The organism is Phyllobacterium sp. OV277, assembly GCF_900104355.1.
Classification (GTDB): domain Bacteria; phylum Pseudomonadota; class Alphaproteobacteria; order Rhizobiales; family Rhizobiaceae; genus Phyllobacterium.
This window is the reverse complement of the sequence record NZ_FNIY01000006.1, coordinates 1-20,606: the sequence shown is the minus strand read 5'-3', so window position 1 is coordinate 20,606 and position 20,606 is coordinate 1. Positions and strand designations below refer to the sequence as shown.

Annotated in this window: 22 protein-coding genes; 12 read left to right on the top strand and 10 right to left on the bottom strand. The window is 52.5% G+C overall.

What is annotated here, in order from left to right:
- Positions 1-204 precede the first annotated feature (204 nt).
- On the top strand, positions 205-1,482 hold the full coding sequence (hemA, locus tag BLU05_RS18595) for a 5-aminolevulinate synthase (protein ID WP_091883277.1): 1,278 nt from the start codon (positions 205-207) through the stop codon (positions 1,480-1,482).
- A gap of 54 nt (positions 1,483-1,536) precedes the next feature.
- Here the strand turns inward: hemA and BLU05_RS18590 are convergent, their stop codons facing one another.
- From BLU05_RS18590 to mscL, 3 genes are all read right to left on the bottom strand, one after another.
- Positions 1,537-2,589 carry an AbrB family transcriptional regulator gene (locus BLU05_RS18590; protein ID WP_091883274.1) on the bottom strand — a complete coding sequence of 351 codons (1,053 nt, stop codon included), beginning with the start codon at positions 2,587-2,589 and terminating at the stop codon, positions 1,537-1,539.
- A complete protein-coding gene (locus BLU05_RS18585; RefSeq protein ID WP_091883271.1) occupies positions 2,586-3,752 on the bottom strand; it encodes a pyridoxal phosphate-dependent aminotransferase in 1,167 nt (388 codons plus the stop codon). The genes BLU05_RS18590 and BLU05_RS18585 overlap by 4 nt, the downstream gene beginning before the upstream one ends.
- 170 nt (positions 3,753-3,922) lie before the next feature.
- Entirely contained in the window at positions 3,923-4,336 is a 414-nt protein-coding gene (gene mscL, locus BLU05_RS18580; RefSeq protein ID WP_091883269.1) for a large conductance mechanosensitive channel protein MscL, read from the bottom strand.
- Positions 4,337-4,561: 225 nt separating this feature from the next.
- Here mscL and BLU05_RS18575 point away from each other — a divergent pair, with 225 nt between their 5' ends.
- Positions 4,562-5,902, top strand: coding sequence for an ATP-binding response regulator (locus BLU05_RS18575; protein WP_091883266.1), 1,341 nt, complete (start codon positions 4,562-4,564; stop codon positions 5,900-5,902).
- 13 nt (positions 5,903-5,915) lie between these two features.
- Here the strand turns inward: BLU05_RS18575 and BLU05_RS18570 are convergent, their stop codons facing one another.
- A complete protein-coding gene (locus tag BLU05_RS18570) occupies positions 5,916-6,587 on the bottom strand; it encodes a response regulator transcription factor (RefSeq protein ID WP_091883264.1) in 672 nt (223 codons plus the stop codon).
- 230 nt (positions 6,588-6,817) lie between these two features.
- Here BLU05_RS18570 and pip point away from each other — a divergent pair, with 230 nt between their 5' ends.
- Positions 6,818-7,771, top strand: a complete 954-nt coding sequence (gene pip / locus BLU05_RS18565; protein ID WP_091883262.1) for a prolyl aminopeptidase — start codon at positions 6,818-6,820, stop codon at positions 7,769-7,771.
- Positions 7,772-7,832: 61 nt separating this feature from the next.
- Here pip and BLU05_RS18560 read toward each other — a convergent pair whose 3' ends face one another.
- Together BLU05_RS18560 and BLU05_RS18555 are read right to left on the bottom strand one after the other, a co-directional pair.
- On the bottom strand, positions 7,833-8,276 hold the full coding sequence (locus tag BLU05_RS18560; RefSeq protein WP_091883259.1) for a VOC family protein: 444 nt from the start codon (positions 8,274-8,276) through the stop codon (positions 7,833-7,835).
- Positions 8,277-8,418: 142 nt separating this feature from the next.
- Positions 8,419-8,862 carry a hypothetical protein gene (locus BLU05_RS18555; protein ID WP_091883256.1) on the bottom strand — a complete coding sequence of 148 codons (444 nt, stop codon included), beginning with the start codon at positions 8,860-8,862 and terminating at the stop codon, positions 8,419-8,421.
- Positions 8,863-8,994: 132 nt separating this feature from the next.
- On the opposite strand from BLU05_RS18555, the gene BLU05_RS18550 reads away from it, so the two are divergent.
- The 3 genes from BLU05_RS18550 (at position 8,995) to BLU05_RS18540 (ending at position 11,597) form a co-directional block, all read left to right on the top strand.
- Positions 8,995-9,342: a DUF952 domain-containing protein gene (locus tag BLU05_RS18550; protein ID WP_091883254.1), complete on the top strand. Its 348-nt coding sequence runs from the start codon at positions 8,995-8,997 to the stop codon at positions 9,340-9,342.
- Entirely contained in the window at positions 9,339-10,436 is a 1,098-nt protein-coding gene (locus BLU05_RS18545; RefSeq protein ID WP_091883252.1) for a quinone-dependent dihydroorotate dehydrogenase, read from the top strand. The genes BLU05_RS18550 and BLU05_RS18545 overlap by 4 nt, the downstream gene beginning before the upstream one ends.
- Positions 10,437-10,511: 75 nt before the next feature.
- Positions 10,512-11,597, top strand: coding sequence for a D-alanine--D-alanine ligase family protein (locus BLU05_RS18540; protein ID WP_091883250.1), 1,086 nt, complete (start codon positions 10,512-10,514; stop codon positions 11,595-11,597).
- On the opposite strand, the gene BLU05_RS18535 is transcribed toward BLU05_RS18540, so the two are convergent.
- The 3 genes from BLU05_RS18535 to BLU05_RS18525 all read right to left on the bottom strand — a co-directional run bounded on the left by BLU05_RS18535 (position 11,594) and on the right by BLU05_RS18525 (position 13,885).
- Entirely contained in the window at positions 11,594-12,949 is a 1,356-nt protein-coding gene (locus BLU05_RS18535; protein WP_091883247.1) for an MATE family efflux transporter, read from the bottom strand. The two genes, BLU05_RS18540 and BLU05_RS18535, sit on opposite strands and share 4 nt — an antisense overlap.
- 95 nt (positions 12,950-13,044) lie before the next feature.
- Positions 13,045-13,542 (bottom strand): CAP domain-containing protein, encoded by a 498-nt coding sequence (locus BLU05_RS18530; protein WP_091883245.1) that lies wholly within the window; start codon positions 13,540-13,542, stop codon positions 13,045-13,047.
- A gap of 76 nt (positions 13,543-13,618) precedes the next feature.
- Positions 13,619-13,885 carry a DUF6460 domain-containing protein gene (locus BLU05_RS18525; RefSeq protein ID WP_091883242.1) on the bottom strand — a complete coding sequence of 89 codons (267 nt, stop codon included), beginning with the start codon at positions 13,883-13,885 and terminating at the stop codon, positions 13,619-13,621.
- A 296-nt stretch (positions 13,886-14,181) separates the two neighbouring features.
- Here BLU05_RS18525 and tssI point away from each other — a divergent pair, with 296 nt between their 5' ends.
- From tssI to BLU05_RS18500, 5 genes are all read left to right on the top strand, one after another.
- Complete coding sequence (tssI, locus tag BLU05_RS18520) at positions 14,182-16,314, top strand: type VI secretion system Vgr family protein (RefSeq protein ID WP_091883239.1); 2,133 nt, start codon at positions 14,182-14,184, stop codon at positions 16,312-16,314.
- Positions 16,315-16,327: 13 nt separating this feature from the next.
- A complete protein-coding gene (locus BLU05_RS18515; RefSeq protein ID WP_091883238.1) occupies positions 16,328-16,756 on the top strand; it encodes a hypothetical protein in 429 nt (142 codons plus the stop codon).
- Between the two features lie 97 nt (positions 16,757-16,853).
- Positions 16,854-17,789 carry a hypothetical protein gene (locus BLU05_RS18510; RefSeq protein ID WP_091883235.1) on the top strand — a complete coding sequence of 312 codons (936 nt, stop codon included), beginning with the start codon at positions 16,854-16,856 and terminating at the stop codon, positions 17,787-17,789.
- 8 nt (positions 17,790-17,797) lie between these two features.
- Positions 17,798-18,367, top strand: a complete 570-nt coding sequence (locus tag BLU05_RS18505) for a hypothetical protein (protein ID WP_091883233.1) — start codon at positions 17,798-17,800, stop codon at positions 18,365-18,367.
- Between the two features lie 113 nt (positions 18,368-18,480).
- Positions 18,481-18,789, top strand: coding sequence for a PAAR domain-containing protein (locus BLU05_RS18500; protein WP_091883230.1), 309 nt, complete (start codon positions 18,481-18,483; stop codon positions 18,787-18,789).
- A gap of 550 nt (positions 18,790-19,339) precedes the next feature.
- Here the strand turns inward: BLU05_RS18500 and BLU05_RS18490 are convergent.
- On the bottom strand, positions 19,340-19,825 hold the full coding sequence (locus tag BLU05_RS18490; protein WP_091883225.1) for a VOC family protein: 486 nt from the start codon (positions 19,823-19,825) through the stop codon (positions 19,340-19,342).
- A 289-nt stretch (positions 19,826-20,114) separates the two neighbouring features.
- On the opposite strand from BLU05_RS18490, the gene BLU05_RS18485 reads away from it, so the two are divergent.
- Positions 20,115-20,504: an ester cyclase gene (locus BLU05_RS18485; protein ID WP_091883222.1), complete on the top strand. Its 390-nt coding sequence runs from the start codon at positions 20,115-20,117 to the stop codon at positions 20,502-20,504.
- The last annotated feature ends 102 nt before the right edge of the window (positions 20,505-20,606 follow it).

Genomic DNA, 20,606 nt, shown 5'->3' with positions numbered 1-20,606 from the left:
TCAGCCAAAACACTTTATGCAGCAGGAACACCTCGGACTGAACATCTTCCCGAAAGGCGGCGTCCGTCTTTCGCAAATCCTTGGCACTATAGGGCATGCTGAACTTGGACGCTGTCATTTACCAAGCGTGGCAAATTGCCCACCTTCCCATCATGGATTTTAAGCAGCAAAAACGGTAGTAAGTTTGTGATACAGGAGCAGTACATGGACTATCGTCGGTTTTTCGAAGACGCGATCGACCAGTTGCACGCTGAAAAGCGTTATCGGGTCTTTGCTAATCTGGAACGGATCGTGGGAAAATTTCCGCGCGCGCTTTGGCGTACCGCTGATGCCACGCGCGAAATCACCGTATGGTGTTCCAATGATTATCTCGGAATGGGGCAGCATCCATCCGTGATCGCTGCCATGCATGATGCATCCAGCCGCATGGGCTCTGGCGCTGGCGGCACGCGTAATATCTCAGGTAATAACCATCCGCTTGTAGAGCTTGAAAACGAACTGGCCGACCTTCACAACAAGGAAGCCGGTCTGGTCTTTACGTCAGGTTTTGTATCCAACGAAGCGTCAATCTCGACCATCGCACGGCTTCTGCCCAATTGCCTGATTCTTTCCGATGAGTTGAACCATGCCTCGATGATCGAAGGCGTTCGTCGCTCCGGTGCAGAGAAGAAGATTTTCCGTCACAATGATGTGGCGCACCTTGAAGACCTGTTGAAAGCAGCAGGCAAGGAACGCGCCAAGCTGATCGTGTTTGAATCTGTTTATTCGATGGATGGCGATATCGCGCCGATTGCAGCGATTGCCGATCTGGCCGAAAAGTACAATGCCATGACCTATATTGATGAGGTCCACGCAGTTGGCATGTATGGCAATCGTGGCGGCGGCATCACCGATCAGGAAGGCCTTTCAGACCGTATCGATATTATTGAAGGAACACTGGCCAAGGCTTTCGGCACACTCGGCGGCTATATTACTGGAGCCAAGACGGTGATCGATGCGGTTCGCTCCTATGCGCCCGGCTTCATTTTCACCACGGCCCTACCCCCGGTCATTGCAGCGGCTGCCACCCAGTCGATTCGCCATCTGAAAGTATCGCAGGAAGAGCGCAGACAGCATCAGCGTCAGTCGCAACTTACCAAAGATATTCTGGCTTCGGCAAACCTGCCTGTCATGCACTCGCAAACGCACATCGTCCCGATCCATGTTGGCGATCCCGAGTTGTGCAAAATGGCAAGCGACCGGCTGCTTGAAGTTCATGGGATCTATATCCAGCCAATCAACTACCCGACTGTCCCGCGCGGAACCGAACGTTTGCGCATCACTCCAACGCCGTTCCATTCCGATGAGCTGGTGCTTGAATTGAAGGACGCTCTGGTTGAAGTCTGGACTGCTCTTGGCATTCCCTTCGCCAAGGACAGCACTCCATCAGTCAAAACAAACGAACGCGTGGTCACACTCGCCGTATCCAAGGCGGGTGGCTGAAACACCATTTTCTGAAGTTAGAACAGGCCCGTCATTTCGTTCGAGATGGCGGGCTTATTTATTTGCACTGGCACCGCTCAACCAGCGGGCGAGAAATGGCACAGCGAGCGCAATCATCAGGAACCGCGCTACGTGATGGGATGCCACATAGGACGGATCAACGCCGAGCGAGAAGGCAATCACAGTCAAAGCTTCCAGCGCGCCGGGCGCAAAGGCAAGCGCGATCTGTGCAGGATGGATATCCAGAATGTACCAGACCGCAAAAGCGGCCAGAAACGATGCGACGGTTCCGATGATGAACGCACAGAGAGCCGCGGGCAGATAACGCACGAGTTGGGTGCGATGCTCCGCACCAACCCGTGAGCCAATCAGAACACCCAGAATAATCAATCCGATATCAGCAATGGAGCGCGGCACGACGGCTGTCACCAACGATGCCCCGTGCAGCAAGGCGCTCGCCAGCAGAGCCCCCAACATCATGCCACCGGGCACGCGGGTGAAGTGGCCAAGCAGCGCACCGCCAAGGCCGCAGACAAACAGGATAAGTGCCTCCTGCACCGTCCAGTTATAATTCATCTCAATAACAACATGCGGCGCGTTCTTTGCGATGATCGCCAGCAGTGGCGCGAGAAAGCCGATTAGCAGCAGAAGCCGGATACATTGAACCACGGTGATCTTGACCATATTGGCTTGCGTTCCCATCGCCGCAACCAGCACGAAGGAAAGCGCACCCGGCAGCGACGAAAACAGGGCTGTGGGCCCATCCCAGCCAAACCCTTTGCGCAGCATCAGATAGGTGAGCCCCGTCACAGCGACGAGCGCAACAAAGAGCATGAGAAAACTCACCGGCCACAACACCATCTGGTTGATCGTATCAGGCGAAACGCCGGAACCAGCCTGAATGCCCAGCATGAAGAACACGAAGACCCGCAACCAGTCAGGCAAATGAATACGAACACCCGACAGCGATGCGGCCGTAACCGCGAGCGTTGATCCAAGAAGGAATGGGATAGGCAGACCAACAAAACCGGCGCTGAAAGCGCCAGCCGAGGCAATGAAAAGGGAAAGGATGGTGGCCTGGGTATTATTGAGATGTATGCGATTCAACGTTTCCGGATCCAGTCTGCGAGGCGATCGGCAGCCTCCTCGACCTGATCGATTCGTCGGGCAAAACACAGTCGCAGGAAGGCTTCACCACCATCCCCAAAAGCTGTGCCGGGCGCAAGGCCAACCTTTGCTTGATCGACAATATCAAAGGCCGCACGGTATGAATCCGTGACACCTTCAATACCGAAGAGCAGATAGAAAGCGCCCGCAGGCGGTGACAAACGCACCCTGCCGGTGGCCGCAAGTTTGGCACAGAGAATGTCGCGGGCCTTGTGCGCGCGATCAACCTGCATTCGGATAAATTCGTCACCATGATCAAGCGCAGCAACGGCACCGCGCTGCATGAATTGCGCAACGCCCGATGTTGAATACTGAATGAGGTTCTCTACAGTTTTGCCAAGGGAAGAATGAACGGTCATCCAGCCCACCCGCCAACCCGTCATGGCCCAGTTCTTGGAAAAGCTGTTGACGAAAATAATGCGGTCATCCGGGTCCATGACATCAAAGAAAGACGGTGACCGCTGCGCACCATAATAAAAATGGGTGTAGATCTCATCGGCAACGATCCACAGACCGTGCTGGCGCGCAATCTGCAATATCTCTTTCAGTGTTTCGAGATCGGCAGTCCAACCCGAAGGATTTGATGGAGAATTGATGAACAGCGCCTTTGTTTTTGGCGTGATTGCGTCGCGGATTTTCTGGGGATCAAGTGTCCAGCCATTTCCGGTGAAATCCTGAATGACAGGAACCGGTGTTGCACCGGCAATACCGGCTGCGGCGGCAAAATTCGGCCATGCGGGCGACAGATAGATCACTTCATCCCCTGCCCCCGCGGTGGCCTGAATCGCAAGCTGGATCGATTGCATGCCGGAGCCCGTGATATAAAAATGGTCTACAGACAGATCAACATTGAAATGGCGCTTGTGATATTCAGCCAGCGCCTGCCGCAATTCGGGAATGCCTGCCTGCCAGGTGTAGAAAGTCTCGCCATTGGCCAAACCAGCACTTGCAGCATCACGGATGAAATCCGGTGTCGGCAGATCGCCTTCGCCCGCCCATAAAGGAATGACCCCCTCCTGCCGCCTTCCGTGGTTCATCACGGCAACAATGCCGCTTTCGGGAGCGACAGCGGCTTCGTGGCGCAAATGTTCGATCAGACCCATATGATTTTCTCCAATGCCAGAGGCCAGACGTAACGCAACGAAACTTAATAATCACGTGGATATTTGTGATGTTCCCATCACCGCCGCTGATAGTCTGCTGACGACTTACTGACAGGTATAAACAAAAACCCCGGCACGGGGCCGGGGTTTTAAAATACGTGCGAAACGCCTTAGCGTTTGGCGAGCAGATCGCGGATGTCAGTAAGTAATACTTCTTCCTTGGTCGGCGCAGCAGGAGCTTCAGGGGCAACCGGCTCCTTCTTCTTGAGCCTGTTCATGGCTTTCACCACCATGAAGAGAACCCAGGCAATGATCAGGAAGTTGATCACCAGGGTGATGAAGTTGCCGTAAGCAAGCGTTGCACCGGCAGCGCGTGCGGCAGCCAGTGTAGCAGCGGGCGCTCCCGCCAACTGGATATACATGTTGGAAAAGTCTACGCCACCTGTAAGAAGCCCGATAATCGGCATCAGGATGTCGTTAACAATCGAGTCAACCAGTTTGCCAAAAGCACCGCCGATGATCACACCAATGGCGAGATCGACCATGTTTCCCTTCAAGGCAAATTCTTTGAATTCCTTTAGCATGATATACCACTCTCCAGTATTCCGTGTTAATTGGAAGCTGTCAGTCCCCAGTGATGCGACGTGCAACACAGATTGACAGTAACAGATGTTCCTAAATTATTAACAAAAAGTTTTGTTTTATAAGTAGATACGCGTTCACTACCGCAGATTTTCCCGCATTCCCATTTTGAGATCGATCCATTTTCATGAAGGCATTTGCCGCTATTTAACGGAAGGTTGAGGCCCATGGTGGGCTGGACTGGCGCGCTCGTCGCACTTTTATATCTCCTGGCACATTATGTGCGTACCAAGACAATTGACCGGCATGCTGACAGCGAAAACAGCAGGGACCGACCGCTCATCCATGCTTTGAGTTTGCGGCAGACCAATGCACATCTCGATGCACGCGTTCGCGAACGGACGGCAGAGCTTACCCATGCAAATGAAGAACTGGCAAAAGCACAGCGCCGGGCCGAAGAAGCCAATAACAGCAAGACACGTTTGCTGGTGGATGCGGGGCACGATATCCTGCAACCGCTCAGCGCGGCCCGTCTTTATGCGTCCGCACTGACCGAGCAGTTGGGCGATTCGCATCAGAGAGCGTTGGCGGCCAGCCTCGATTCATCTCTCGAGGCAGTAGAGTCGATCTTCAACACGTTGCTGGACATTTCGCGATTGGATGCGGGTGCTGTGAAGCCTGTTGTTTCTGTCTTTGCGCTGAACACACTTTTAGAGCAAGTGATAGGAGATTTTTTGCCTGCGGCCGGCCAGAAGGGTCTTGAACTCAAACTTGTTGCGAGTTCGGCCATCGTTGCGACAGACCGCAACCTCTTACGCCGATTGCTTCAAAACCTCGTTTCGAACGCGGTCAAGTACTGCAAGTCAGGCAAGATACTGGTCGGGGTGCGCCGCCGGGGCCAAATGCTTGAGGTTCAGGTTCTTGATACGGGCATTGGCATTGCCAGATCAAAGCTGAATATCATCTTTCGTGAATTCTCCCGGCTCTCCGAGGGTATGATGGAATCGGAGGGACTTGGCCTTGGTCTATCGATCGTTGAACGCATAGCCAAGACTCTCGACATGTCTATCGAGGTTCATTCAAACCTTGGAAAAGGCTCGGTTTTCTCGGTGCGGATGCCGGTGTCAGAAACCAAAGCATCAGCGCTTGTCAAAGAGATGCCGGCCCTACGGCACTCCCGTCCATTGGATGGCCTGGCAATTCTTTATATTGACGATGATGAGCGTTCGCTTTCCGCCATGAAAGCACTCCTGCAAAGCTGGGGATGCAAAGTGGACGTGTTGAACCACAGTGGCGCTTTAAGCAGCTTTTGCCAAAATCACACGTCAGCGCCGGATGTCATCCTTACGGATTACAACCTCGGTGAAGCAACGGGTATTGATCTCGTTGAATACGCACGCAACCACTATGATTGCCAGATAAAGGCTGCGCTCGTTACTGCCGAGCGATCCAACCAATTGCGCCACCACGCCATGTCCACCGATGTTTCGATTATCAACAAGCCCGTCAAGCCCGCAGCCCTCAGAGCACTCCTTTCGCACTTTCAACTAGCTGATAGCTGCAGTTAAATTGCGCTCAGGTCTACTGCAATTCAACAAGTTCAGTGTTCAAGGTCGCTGTATCGGACTTGAAACGCGAAAAACGAATGACTGCCTGTGTCCGGCTTTCAACACCGAGCTTATTCAGAACAGCCGACACATGCGCCTTGATGGTCGCCTCCGATACATTAAGCTCATGGGCGATTTGCTTGTTCAGCATGCCGCCAGCCATCATGCCAAGAACACGCCCCTGCTGTGGCGTTAGCCGGCGCAAACAAGCAATCAACTCATAATGCTCAGCATCAAGAGAGCTCTCGTCGTCGCACGCGGGCGGCGACCAGATTTCACCGTCAAATATCTTGCTGACAGCAAGGCCAATTTTATCGGGCGTCGACGACTTGGAAATAAAGCCCGATGCGCCCAGTGCAAGAGCTGCGCGGACGGTGAACAGATCGTCAGTTGCCGAAACAACTGCAATCGGGATGGTCGGGCACAGCGCGCGCAAGATAATCAAGCCAGTCAGGCCACTCACCCCGTTCAATGCAAGATCAAGAAGCACCAGATCAACATCAAATACGTCGAGCAACAGATTCTTGGCACTCTCCAGATCGCCCACCTCAATAATTTCCGCATCCCATGGCTGCATACCAAGGGCTGCTTTCAATGCGCCGCGGAAAAGTGGATGATCGTCCACAATGACAAACTTAAATTTCATTATTGAAAAGTCCTTATTTCGAAAAATATCAGCAACTGTAATTTATTGATTTTAATGCTTTCGACTAAAGCGCATTTACCTGATATATCAAGACAAATTTAGTCCGCACAAAAGTTTTAAACGCGTACGGTTTGTCCGTTGATGTCTGCTAAACACATGAATTGACTTGGCAAAACCATAATCCCGCGCAATCATACGTACATTACGGACAATCTTCGAAAGAAAGATGCATGATCACCAATACTCTTTACCCCGAGACCCAGCCCTATTCCGAGCAGATGCTTGCTGTGTCCGATTTGCACAGTATCCATGTGGAGGAATGCGGCAATCCCAACGGTAAACCGGTTATCATGATCCATGGCGGGCCAGGCGGCGGGATTAATCCCACCATGCGCCGCCTGCATGATCCGGAGCTTTACCGCATCATTCTGTTTGACCAGCGTGGTTGTGGAAAATCAACGCCTTATGCTGAATTGCGTGAGAACACGACATGGGATCTTGTGGCCGATATGGAGCGCATCCGCGAGCATTTCGGTATCGAGAAATGGCAGGTTTTTGGTGGCTCATGGGGTTCGACCCTTGCACTCGCCTATGCCCAGACGCATCCGGCACACGTCACCGAATTGATCTTGCGCGGCATCTTCATGATCCGTCGCTTTGAGATTGAGTGGTTCTACTCAAACGGTGCGAGCATCATCTATCCTGATCGTTTTGAAGCCTATGAGGAGCATATTCCAGAGGCGGAGCGTGGCGATATGATTGCCGCCTATTACAAACGCCTTACCGATGAGGACCCGGCCGTTCGCTTGGCAGCGGCCAAATTGTGGGCACGCTGGGAAGGCTCGGCGCTTTCCCTTTTGCCAGATCCAGCGCGAGAAGAGGCTTTCGCCGGAGACCACTTTGCCATCGCGTTTGCGCGCATCGAGTGCCACTATTTCCAGAACAAGGGCTTCTTCGACACGGATGATCATCTCCTGCGCAATGCCCATCTGATCCGCGAGATTCCGGGCGTTCTGGTGCATGGCCGCTATGACATGTGCACGCCGCTGTTGAATGCGTGGCATTTGAAAAAGGTCTGGCCGGAAGCCGATTTGCGGATTGTTGAAGATGCCGGTCACTCGGTCACGGAGCCGGGCATTGTTCATGAATTGATCTCAGCAACCAAGAAGTTTGCTACTTCTTAGGCACCTATGGCAATCGGCCCTTATCACGGCCGGCTGCCACTTCACACAGCAGATGTTTGCGTCACGCAGCCAGATGTTTGCGTCGTGATTTAACCACCCATAAATGGCCGAACGGATCGGTGAGGACGCCGACCCGATCACCATTATCAAGTTCTTCAACGGCATTGCGCACATGGCCGCCTTCCGATGTGGCATGGTGCATGACACGATCGACATCATCCACATGGATGTCGAGCATGACAGGGGTCGCACCAATGGCGTGAACCGAGCGCGGGCCACCCATTGAAGCATCTGCATCACGTTTCGGATTTGCGCCAACAATCATGATCACCGACGCACCCATCCGCATTTCAGCGGCAATCAATTCGCCATTGTGCAGATAAGGCCGCCCGACAATCCGCGCACCAAACACATTCTCATAGAAATCCAGGGCCATTTGCTGGTCGCCGTGGCGCACAAAAAGCCGGATGGAAATCTCACCGATCAATCTTGGGCCCTCGTTCATCCTGTCCCTCCAGCGTCAATTATTGAACACTAAAGTCGTATAATTACTGGAACAAATCAAGAACAAAATGATGCCGGGAGGGATGGATTTGCTATTATCCGTGGAAAACAGTCCTGGAAAATCATGCGGAAATTCGTGCGGTTCAGGTCTTCTGGGGTTCTGCCTTCGAGCCCTTGTCATCGTTCTCGAATTCCTTGGCGATGCCCATGAAACGACGCATGAATTTCTCCATGTAGCTCAAGCCTTTTTCAAATTCTTCATCGGAAGGCAGCGCATCGCGAACCACCGGAGGAATTTTGCCTATGCTCGCCACCGTGTCTTCCAATTTGGCGACACGGGTTTTCAGATCAGCCAGATCTTCCTCATAGGCCTTGCGCTCTTCTGTGGCGAGCTTGCAGACCAGCTGTCCGGATTTTTCCTGACAGATAGACGTCTCGCCTGTTTTGTTGTTCAGCCTGATATAACCGGTTTCGGTCTTTTCCAGCGAGTAGCTCATCGTGTCTTCAGCAAAAACACCGGTTGAGCCAGCGATAGCCAGAAGTGGAACAGCCGTAACGGCGGCAAAGAGAGTTCGTGTGCGTGACATGACTGACCTCCGAAATGCAGAACACCGAGCTTGAGCGGATAATACGCCGAAAATAGGAATTCGGGTCGAGATTTCTGTTACCGATGCCAGTCTACTCTTTGCGCATTGCGGTTTTGCGTCTAGTAAAACCGCATGAGCAAATTGATTTACAAGATTGCCCCAAGGGGACTTTGGCAGGCGGCAGAAGCTGCCGGTGTGTTTGATGGCGCACCGATTGACCATGCCGACGGCTATATTCATTTTTCCACCGCTGCACAGGCGGTGGAAACGGCTGCCAAACACTTTGTTGGACAGGATGACCTGCTTTTGATTGCAGTCGAAGCTGACCGACTTGGCGAAGCCTTGAAGTATGAAGTTTCCCGCGGCGGCGATCTTTTCCCGCATCTCTATGCATCACTCCCCATGGATGCAGTTCTATGGGTCAAACCACTGCCGCTTGATGCTGGCGGCAAACACCAGTTCCCGGAGATGGATGCATGAGTGGGCTGTTCCAGTCGATTGGCCGCAAAGTTCTCTTCACTTTCGATCCGGAAGATGCCCACGGCATGTCGATCAAGGCGTTGAAAACGGGACTCGTTCCCTCCTGTGCCTCAACGAGTGATCCAGCCTTGCGTGTCGAGATTGCGGGACTGACGTTCCCAAATCCACTGGGTATGGCGGCGGGTTACGACAAGAATGCTGAGGTGCCGAATGCTTTATTGAAACTTGGCTTCGGTTTTGCTGAAATCGGTACTCTCACACCGCTAGCACAATCCGGCAATCCAAAGCCGCGCATTTTCCGTCTTGTTGAAGACAATGCCGTGATCAATCGCCTTGGCTTCAACAATGAAGGCCATGAGGCTGCATTTCAGCGCCTTTCATCACGCAAGAACCATCCGGGAATTGTCGGGGTCAATATCGGAGCCAACAAGGATTCGGCTGATCGCGTGGCAGACTATGTCGCCGGTATCCGCAAATTCCATACGCTTGCGAGTTACTTCACCGTCAACATCTCTTCGCCGAACACGCCCGGTCTGCGTGACCTGCAGGCGCGGGACAGTCTCAAGGAATTGCTCGGCAAGGTACTGGAAGCACGCGATGAAGTTGCCGCTCAGTCTGGCGCAAGGCGGTCCGTATTTCTGAAGATCGCACCTGATCTGCCTGATGCAAGCCTTGATGATATCGCTGCCGAGGTTGGACTGCATCCGCTTGATGGTCTGATCATCTCCAACACCACGCTGTCACGCACTGGTTTGCGCAGCGCGAAAAACACAGGCGAGGCTGGTGGACTTTCAGGCGCGCCCATCTTTACCCGCTCGACAATTGTTCTGGCTAAAATGCGCCAGCGTGTTGGACCTGCTCTGCCAATCATCGGTGTTGGTGGCATCGACAGCGCCAGGACGGCAATCGCAAAAATCCGCGCGGGCGCTGATCTTGTCCAGCTCTACACGAGCATGATCTATCGCGGCCCCGGGCTTGCTGCCGAGATTATCAAGGATATGTCAGCGGCACTAAAACGCGATGGCGTGGGCAACATTGCTGAACTGCGTGACCGCGATGTTGCTGATTGGGCTAGCAAAGATATTCCCGCCTGATCGGCGAGCGTAATTTCGCCATTGTTCCGCAATCCAACGGAACAGCGATATTCCCAACCACATGGAAACAGAGTGATGACAAGCAAAAGACGGGTTGCAGTTCTCTTTGGCGGACGTTCAGCCGAACACGAGGTTTCCCTGCTTTCTGCCAGCAATGTCGTCAAGGCCATCGATACGTCAAAATACGAAATAGTGCCCATTGGCATCACACGCAGCGGACAATGGCTACTGGTTGAACTTGAAAATGGTGGACTGCCAAAGGCAGTGCCGACAACCGGATCAGAAGTCAGCCTGCTGCCGGGTGGTAAAGGTCGTCTTTTGGTTATTCCCGCAAGCGGCGCGCCGCATGAACTGCCGCCTGTCGATATTGTGTTTCCAGTGCTGCACGGCCTTTACGGTGAAGATGGCTCTGTGCAGGGATTGGCCGAAGTCGCTGATGTGGCCTATGTCGGCTGCGGTATTCTCGGGTCCGCTGCGGCGATGGATAAGGACATTGCCAAGCGCCTGCTTAAAGAGGCAGGACTGCCAGTCGCGCGTGGCGTGACGATCCAGTTTGGCGAAACGGCCTCTTTCGACGGTATAGCGCGCGATCTTGGGACGCCGGTCTTTATCAAACCAGCCCGGCAAGGCTCATCCGTCGGTGTCGGCAAGGCAGCAACGGCAGAAGCCTTTGATGCGGCTGTTAAAGAGGCCTTCAAGCACGACCGTAAGCTTATCGTAGAAGAATTCGTTCAGGCGCGCGAGATTGAATTCGGCGTGCTGGAACATGGCGATGGATCGTTGACTGTTTCCGTTCCCGGCGAGATCGCTCCGGCGGCAAGCCATGGGTTTTATACCTATGAGGCCAAGTATATCGACGCGGATGGGGCCGCTCTGTCTATTCCAGCCAATCTCCCCGACGCTGTCACAGGGCAGTTGCAGGATATGGCGGGCCGGGCATTCCGGGCCTTGGGCTGTGAAGGCATGGCCCGTGTCGATTTCTTTGTTCGGCCCGATATGAGTATGGTTGTCAACGAGGTCAACACCATACCTGGCTTCACCAATATCAGCATGTATCCGAAGGCGCTTGGAGCGACTGGCATCGCCTATCCCGAACTGGTTGAGCGATTGATCCAGCATGCGCTCGATCGCGCTGAACGGCAGACCAGCTCATTGATCTAGTTGGCGAACTGCAACCGTGCCCGCCGCGGCAGGATGGCCAGAAGCGACAGCCCACGCAATCCAAGGAAAAGATGCAGCGCCAGCCAGAGCCCGTGATTGCCCATGAATTGCGGCAGAACGTAATAAGCGGCGAAATAACCGAGGAGTGACAGGATCATCATGTTGCGCATGTCGCGCGACCATGTGGCACCGATGAAGACGCCGTCCATATGGAAGGCCAACAAGCCGGTGACAGGAGCCAAAGCTGCCCATGGCATGTATAGGGCTGCCATGGCCTGAACATCAGCCGACTTGATCAGCAGGGCAACAATGGCGTTGCCATAGGTCAGGAAGAAAAGTGCCATCAGCGAAGCCAGAACCAGCCCCCACAGGAATGATAGCTTGATGCCGCGATCAAAGGCCGGGCGATAATGCGCGCCTACTGCACGGCCGGAAATCTGCTCCGCGGCCGTGGTTACACCATCGATCAAATAGCCTGAAATCAGCAGAAAATTCATCAAAACGGCGTTCGTCGCCAATGTCACTGCACCCGCTTCGGTACCAGCGCGGGTAAAATAGGCATAGGCGATAAGCAGAAAGAAAGAACGCAACATGATATCGCGGTTGACCGCAAACATGCGGCGTATGGCATGCATATCGAGGATACGCGCAAGAGAGGGGTTGGGTACCGCGCGAAACTGCCAGTAGACCATCATCAAACCGACCAGAAGCGCCACGCTTTCGCCGAGAACTGTTCCCCAGGCAATACCCGCAACACCCCAACCGAGAACGAGGCCCAGCCAATAGGTCATGATGACATTGACACCGTTCAGCAGGAATTGCAGGTAAAGTCCCTGCATCGCCTTTCCCTGTCCCAGCAACAGCCCAAGCACGACGAAATTCCCCAGCGCCATCGGCGAAGAAAAAAGCCGGATCGACACGTAAGTCGACATGGCGTTGGCGACCGCCGAATCCGGGTTCATAAACCTGATCGTCCCGGTCAGAACCAGAGGCGTGATAGCGATAAAAACAATGCCGACAACCACTGCAATGCCAATCGCGCGCCAGAACACAGCCTGTTGCTCGACATTGTCATGGCGTCCCATGGCCTGCGCCACCAGCCCTGTCGTTCCAGCACGGAGAAAATTCATAGTCGAAAACAGAAAATCGAAGACCAGTGCGCCGATCGCAAGTCCGCCGAGCAAATGCGGATCGCCAAGCTGACCAATAACAGCAGTGTCGACAAGGCCAAGCAAAGGTGTTGTCAGCGATGCCAGCATCACCGGAATCGTAATCGCCAGCATCAAGCGATTGGTCACCTCGAACGGGCGAACAATCTTTGATCCATCAGGATTTGACACTTGCGTTGACATTGAAACACCGGAGAAAGAGGCCAGAAGGCTGACGGTGTTCTATGCCATTGAGCGCGGTTCTTTTCCAGCACTATCGGCCAATTACAGCCGAAAGATTAGCTTGCGAGAACGAGCGCCCAATAACGCTGGCTGCTGCCGCTTGATGCCTCGCAATAGGCAAGACCAAACCGGGTGAATTTTTGATCAAGCATATTACGACGATGTGGCGGCGAAGCCATCCACATGGCAAAGAGCCGGTCTAGTTCCATGCGGCCTACTGCAATATTTTCTGCAGCAAGACCATGAATTTCATTATTCCGCACCCGAGTAGCAAAATCACGGCCCCAGCCTGTCGTATGCGACATCCGGCCTGCGCTCGCCATAAAACCTGCTTGCTGCAAGGCCGCTTTTTCCAGCGTGGAATCCGCAGTCAAACCAGCAAGGCCATTTGAAGACCGTATATTCTGAACGAGAGAGGCAGCTGACGACGAAACGCCTTCTTTCTTTCCGGGCGGACTCGTCACCGTCTGGCACGCTGCCAGCGGCAACAGTGCCGAGACGGTTGCAAAACCAAGAAAGCTGCGGCGTGACAAATAAGATTCTGAAGCTGGCATAGGCAATTCCTGAATGAGACACCCTGCCGATACCCAGCAATTGTGGCTCATTCAGGCCAGAGAGATGTTTTTGAGATCAGCGTCGAAAGCTTAACAACCGCAGGATGATGAAACAGGGAATGACCACGACGGCACCAAGCAAGAAATAGTCAGCGAAACGCTCAATGGCGCCAAAGCCAAGATTCCAGATACGCCGGGCAAAGTTCTCAAAGCCATAGAGAATATCGAGCGGCGACCAGTTGAACGCACTCATGACCACACCAACAAAAAGCGAGATGACAACGAGCTTGAGCAAGATGCGGCCGGGCGTGTCTCCCAGAAAACGGTTTATATTGTCTGACATCGATACTCCGGTAATAAGGGCGGCAACAGCTGCGATCCCCTTCACATATGGCGATTAACGATCTGGTTCAAGCAATTGGATTGTCGGTTTCAAGATGGCCGCGGCGGAAGACACCCAAATCCAAAACAGCATTTGTTCAAAATGATACTGAATTCATCTGGCGATTATTGAAGAATAGAAGGCTTATCCTTGTGCAATAATGCACTATAGGCGAATAAACACTCGACGCCGCTTTTCAAGCAACTTAAAAACAATCAAAGGTTGTAGGTTCGAGACCAATTACAGTTGAGGAATGAATGGAATTTGACTTCACCGACGCCGGCTTGATTCAAGCCGACCGCATTCTTCGCATCTCAACGTCGCTGGGGACGGACGTTCTTCTGGCCGAGAAAATGGATATCCGCGAGGAAATCAACGGCCTGTTCGAGATCGCGGTGGACGTCAAATCCAAGCGCACTGACATCAAGCCGGAAGAGCTTGTCGGAACGCTTGTCGATCTGTCGCTGGAAATCGCCTATGGCCAGCGCCGACCGTGGAATGGTCTTGTCACGGGATTGAAGGAAGGCCCGCCCGTCTCGCGTGGTCTGCGCTCCTATAGCCTGATCATCCGCCCGCAATTGTGGCTGCTGTCGCAACGCTCCGACTGCCGCATCTTCATGGATATGACCACGGTGCAGATCGTGGAAACGCTTCTGAGCGAACACGGCATCAAGGCTGCGGTGACAGGCGGTGTTGTTACGCCGCCCGCTCCGATGCACTACTCCGTGCAATGGAACGAAACTGATCTTGCCTATCTGACCCGGCGGCTCGAAGCCGACGGCCTGTTCTACTGGTTCGAACATGAGGAGGGCCAGCATACGCTGCATGTGGCAAGCCATCCCTTCGGCTATACGAAGGGTCCTGATACCGATGTCAGGTTTGCAGCAGGTTCCACGGACAGAAACCACATCAGCGAATTTGCACGCAATTATCAGTTCACGCCGGGAAAACGTGCGGGCGGCGACTGGAACTTTGAAAAGCCGCAAGGACCGCAGGGTGCAACGACGCCCTCGCTTGTCTCGCTGCCAAAGAATGCCGAATATGAGCTGTTCCACTATCCGTCAAAGGCGATGGATCAATCGGCCAATGATCAGGCTTCCAGACTGCGTATGCAGGCGGTGGAAGCGGGTCATGAGCAGATCGAAGGATCATCGACGGTCAGAACGCTGGCCGCGGGTCGGCGATTCAAGCCTTACGAGGTGGCGCATGCGGATCACCAGCACGAAGAATATGTTGTCACCGCAATTGTCCACCAGATCGTTGATTCATCCTACGAGACGGGCGATGGCAAGCTGGAATACGCCAATTCGTTCATAGCCCTTCCCAGCCGATTACCGGCAACACCGCATCGCCATACCACCACTCCGCGCATTGATGGCTCGCAAGTAGCCATCGTCGCCGGACCGCCGGGCGAAGAAATCCATCCGGATGAATATGGACGCATCAAAGTCTGGTTCCCATGGCAGCGCAACCGCGCCAAGAAAGATGGTTCCGACACTTGCTGGATTCGGGTGATGCAATCCTGGGCAGGCGGCGGTTTCGGCGCGCAGGTCATCCCGCGCATTGGCATGGAAGTGATGGTCACCTATCTCGAAGGTGACCCGGACCGACCCGTCGTCACAGGCATCGTGCCTAATCCGAGCACAAAAGTGCCGTATCCATTGCCTCATAACAAAACCAAGAGCGTGTTCCGAACTAATACGCATAAAGGCAAGGATGTTAAACAGTTCAACGAATTGACCTTTGAAGATGAGAAGGGACAAGAAGAGATATACATTCACGCTCAAAAGGACATGAACACCAAGATTCTCAACAATAAAACTCAAGCAATAGATAACAATGACGTCCAACACATTGGTCACAACAGGCAAATAGAGGTTGGGAATAATAAGGACGAGGTGATTGGTGGAAATCTATCACTCAGCGTTGGCCCGTCAGGCATCGGGCGGATCGTGAACAAGGTTTTGGCCTCCTTGACGCAGGGTATCGGAGAAGCAGCCAAAAATCTGGGTTTTCCAGGCATCCTCAATCCTGGGGAAGGAAACATGTCGGTGACGGTAGAGAAGAATAAGACTGAAACGGTTGGTCTGTTTAATGCGATCAACGCTGGTGGAGGGATGGCAACGAACGTGGCAATGTCTTACAGCGTCAATGCTGGTACCCGTATTAATCTCATGAGTAATGACACAATGTCATTTAGTTCGCAAAACACAACAACGATGCATAGCGGGGGGGAACTCCATGTTCGCTGCGGTAAGGCGCAAATACTGATGCACAAGGACGGAACTATGATCCTTACCGGTAAAAGGCTGTTTATGGATTTCGAAGAAATCGAGATCAATGGAGAGAAACAGATAATTGCGAACAGCGCAAAAATCAGTCTGAACTGATTGGATAATTCAAATGAAAATCATACTGCTTATTACACTTGCAAATTTACTTATTGCTCCGATCGCCCAAGCGTCCACGTGCAATTCGCAAATCGAGAAGTTCGATTTTATGCAGACTTCGCCTCAGAAGTTTTATGGCGGGACGGTGGAAGAGGTGCGATCTGCTTATAAGAAGCTGACGGACAAAATCGGAAACCCAAGCATATATGGACGCACGACCGTATTTTATGTCGCCAGTGATTTTTCCACATTTAGCCAGAGTTATTGCGATACGGAGAAATGTCGGGGCCTTGATATTCTTGAGGGACTTCAGAAATGCTCATCGAGCAATAATAAAGCTTGCTACCCGATCGCCGTCATATTCAAATCTAACCTATATTGCCTGCTTGAACCGGCGCTGAAATACAATAGCGGTGACAAGCCATTTGAACCGTTCAAATGAAGCTCCAGACATCGCAAAACCTGAACGCAAAATCGGCTTTTGTAACGGCGCAGTTTAAAACCATACATCGCCAACCCAATCTATATCGGTGAAAATCATGAGCAAGTTTCCTTACGGCAACGATCTCAATAATCCTGACTCATGGGCGGGCTTTGCCAACACAAAGTCTGAAAGTTGGATGATCGGTTACCATTCCGGCATGTCACTTGGGATTGGTGCACATACCTTTCTTTTCTTCGGAAGAGAGAATCTTGTCGCATTCAGCGCATCGTTGATCGGTGGAGGTCTCACAGCACAATTTGGTCTGTCCAATGCTGCGAAAAAGCTGGAGCGAGGTGGAGGTAAATCCACCAAACTCCCTTCAGAAATGTTGGAACGCATTGAAAAAGCAAAAGATGTCAATGATGCGTATAACTGGTCGACTTCTCTCGAGGATATTAAGTCGGCACATCACATTTATAAACTGCTGGCGAGTAATGTCAGTACTTTCAACGCATTGACCCCATTCTCTTCGAATGATTTGGGCGGAACGATGGGCGTCGTGTCCGGTGTTGCTGTGGATGTCCTGATTGGTGGAGCGAGTTATTATTTGGCGGATGCAAGAAACCTGTTCAAAGAGGCGACTGCTTTCAACATTACGAATGACGCTACACTGGTTTCGGCATCGTTGGGATCTTTGTGGGGAGTATGGAGAGTTGAAAAATTCTTTTCGCTATGGGCGGAATTGGCCTACTCAAAGAAGGAGGAGTACCCATTTCAGACGTACAACGTCCATCCCTTTTTTCAGCAATGGAAATCCAAAGAATACGCTTATGAAAAACAGTTGGAGCGTTTGCAGCAACAGGATCGCATCATCAACAATATAACGGAAGACATGATCGCAAACCCGCAAAAATATGGCTATCCCGACAGCCAGTATGCGTTGCAACGCGTTGTTGAGATGAATAAGCAGTTTTACGACGGAGCACGGTCTGCAACCACGAACCCTTATCTGCCGTGGGTACCATTCGATCAACAACATTTGTTTAAATAGGTTCCGCTATGGCTCATGAACAACCCTCCAATGAAAGCCTCCCACTTTTGGCTGAGTTAGCTGGCGGCTATTCACCCATTATGATTTGGATAGAGCTTAACGCTTGCGGAAAATTTTGGCCTAACACGTACGCTGTTATGTTTCGGACAGCTAAACAAGGGCGAATGTTTGAGACATTGGATCGCTATCACGGCGTAGCGGCGCGGCTTAAAGAATTCTCCGCTGAAAGATGGCAACAATTGGCAAACGGAGCTGGTTGGACGCCAATATCTTGCGCTGCACTGTCCTGGTGTAAAGGGTCGACGCTGGATCAAGTTCTTGATATTTGGCGACGTATTGGTGCAGAGTCAGCCATTGAACCTGCCGCTGATTTTGCAGCACTACTCTTGAATCCCGAATTACTGCCGGAGAACAAGCTCTCAACGCTTATTGCCTTGGGAAAGGATACCGCTGGCGTTGCGTTACTCCTCGCGGCAAGAGCTGAAGGGCTAATTGTTGATGTGCCGGACGAAAAGCTTCAACATGCGCCGCAAGTCCTTCAAAAAATGATCCAATCAAGGGCTCTTACAACCGAATAGGAAGTGATTATAACGATTTACAATGTTGATCCAACACTCTGTCAAATATTTGTTGAGCATTGTATTCCTACTCACGCCTTCCACTCCAGCTCACGTCATGCGATGGAAACAGAATGCCAGCACAAGCCCGTTTAGATGACATCGGTTCCGGCCATGATTGCCATTTCCCTCCGACCAATGCGATTGAGGGTAGCCCTGATGTTATTATCAACGGCAAGAATGCAGTGCGCGTTGGTGATGCCTATGCGCCGCACGGGTGTCCGTCATGTCCAGCGCCATCCCATGGCCGGGCATTGGCGGTGGGCTCACCAACGGTATTCATCAATGGCAGACCGGCAGGCCGCATAGGTGATGCTATTGATTGTGGCGGCGTTGCCCAGACCGGCTCGGACGACGTATTTCTGGATGATGGCTCGGCCTGAACTCAGGTTGCAGCGCTGCTGATAGTCCGGGTTTTCTTCTCGTTTTCACCTCAATGAGGAGCGCAATATGAGAATGCAGACCACTTTGCCGGTCACGCTCATACTGGCCGTCGCGTTCGGAACGATAGGCCCTACGCTCGCGCAAACGAAGAACCCAGTTCACACCTTGAAATGCTGGGAGGGCGGTAATCGCCTTGAGTTTTCGTTCGATGGTAAGGGCAATGCGACGTTGACCCAACTTGCGGGTCCGGCGATTACACTTTTTGAGGATTTGAAGGACCCCCAATGGACTGTTCGCACAGTGTCGGAAAACGGGGTCCCACGGATACATATTGCAAACAAGCATGGTGCGCTCTTGTCGATATACGTCGCACGGAAGACGCTCGGCCAATTGACCTGGAACAATCCAGCCGGATCTAAAGCCGATGTCCTTTGTGATGTGGATTCTTAGAGCTTGCCATTTGTCTGCCTCTCAGTCTTCCGCCCTATCAAAAACTACGGCGATGCCCCACCATCTCTGAACACAGTGGGGCATCCGTGATACCTCGCCTTAGTCCCCGGCATAGGCCTTCTGCAGGGTCGCAACATCGAGCTTGCGCATCTTGAGCATCGCCTGCATTGCGCGCCCGGCTTTCTGTTTGTCGGCATCGAGCAGCATATCTATCATCGGTGACCAATTGACCTGCCACGACAAACCGAAGCGATCCTTTAGCCAACCGCAAACACTCGGCTCGCCGCCGCCTGCAAGGAGAGCATCCCAATAGCGATCGACCTCAGCCTGATCCGTGCACTCGATCAGGAATGACACGGACTCGTTGAATTTGAATTGGGGTCCACCGTTGATGGCCGTGAAGACCAAACCATCGAGTTGAAACTCAATAGTCATGATTTCGCCTTCCGGCCCCGGACTGTCCTTCAGATAATGCGACATGCGCAACACTTTAGAATTGGGAAAAATTGAAACGTAGAAATCTACCGCTTCTTTCGCATTGAAATCAAACCAAAGATTCGGCGAAATGCGCGTGCGAATGGTCATTGCAACCTCCTTTGATCCATTAACTTGCAAAGGACGTTTGAGAATCCCTCAATCCGACATTCATTGAAAAAATTTGTTCTACCCTATGGATGGCAGCTTGCACCTGCTCGCAGCCAGGGACAAATATGGCACGGGTGCTACCAATTGCATTCGATCCGCGTTGGTTTCGGATACCCAGACACGACAGTAACGATTGCCCCGTACGGTCCCTTGGTAAAATGTACTGTGATACGTTGATCGGCATCGAGGATGCATTTTCAATAATTGGCAGCTGCAACCGGAGATTTCCATGCCTCTTTCTCAGCTCTATCGCGCCTATATTGATTGTCTAAACCGGCAGGACTGGAACAATCTCGGGCGGCATGTCGATTCCGATGTCGAGCATAATGGTCGATTGTTAAAGCTATCCGGCTATCGCGACATGCTGGTGAAGGACTTCGAGGACATTCCCGACCTCCACTTCAACATTCAACTTCTGGTCTGCGAACCTCCAAACGTCGCTGCACGCCTTGCCTTCGAATGCTCTCCAAAAGCCGAATTCCTCGGCTTGAGCGTCAACGGACGCAAGATATCGTTCGCGGAAAACGTGTTCTACCAGTTTAAAAGCTCAAAAATCGTATCGGTCTGGTCGATATTGGACAAGACCGCGATAGAAGCTCAGCTTTTCAAAGGAGCCTGAATTAGCGGATCATGCGTGGACGGGTTGTTGTTCCGCCTGAAGTTTCAGCGCCAGAATGGTTGAGCGCAGTTCGGCCGGGCGGATGGGTTTTGACAGGATCGG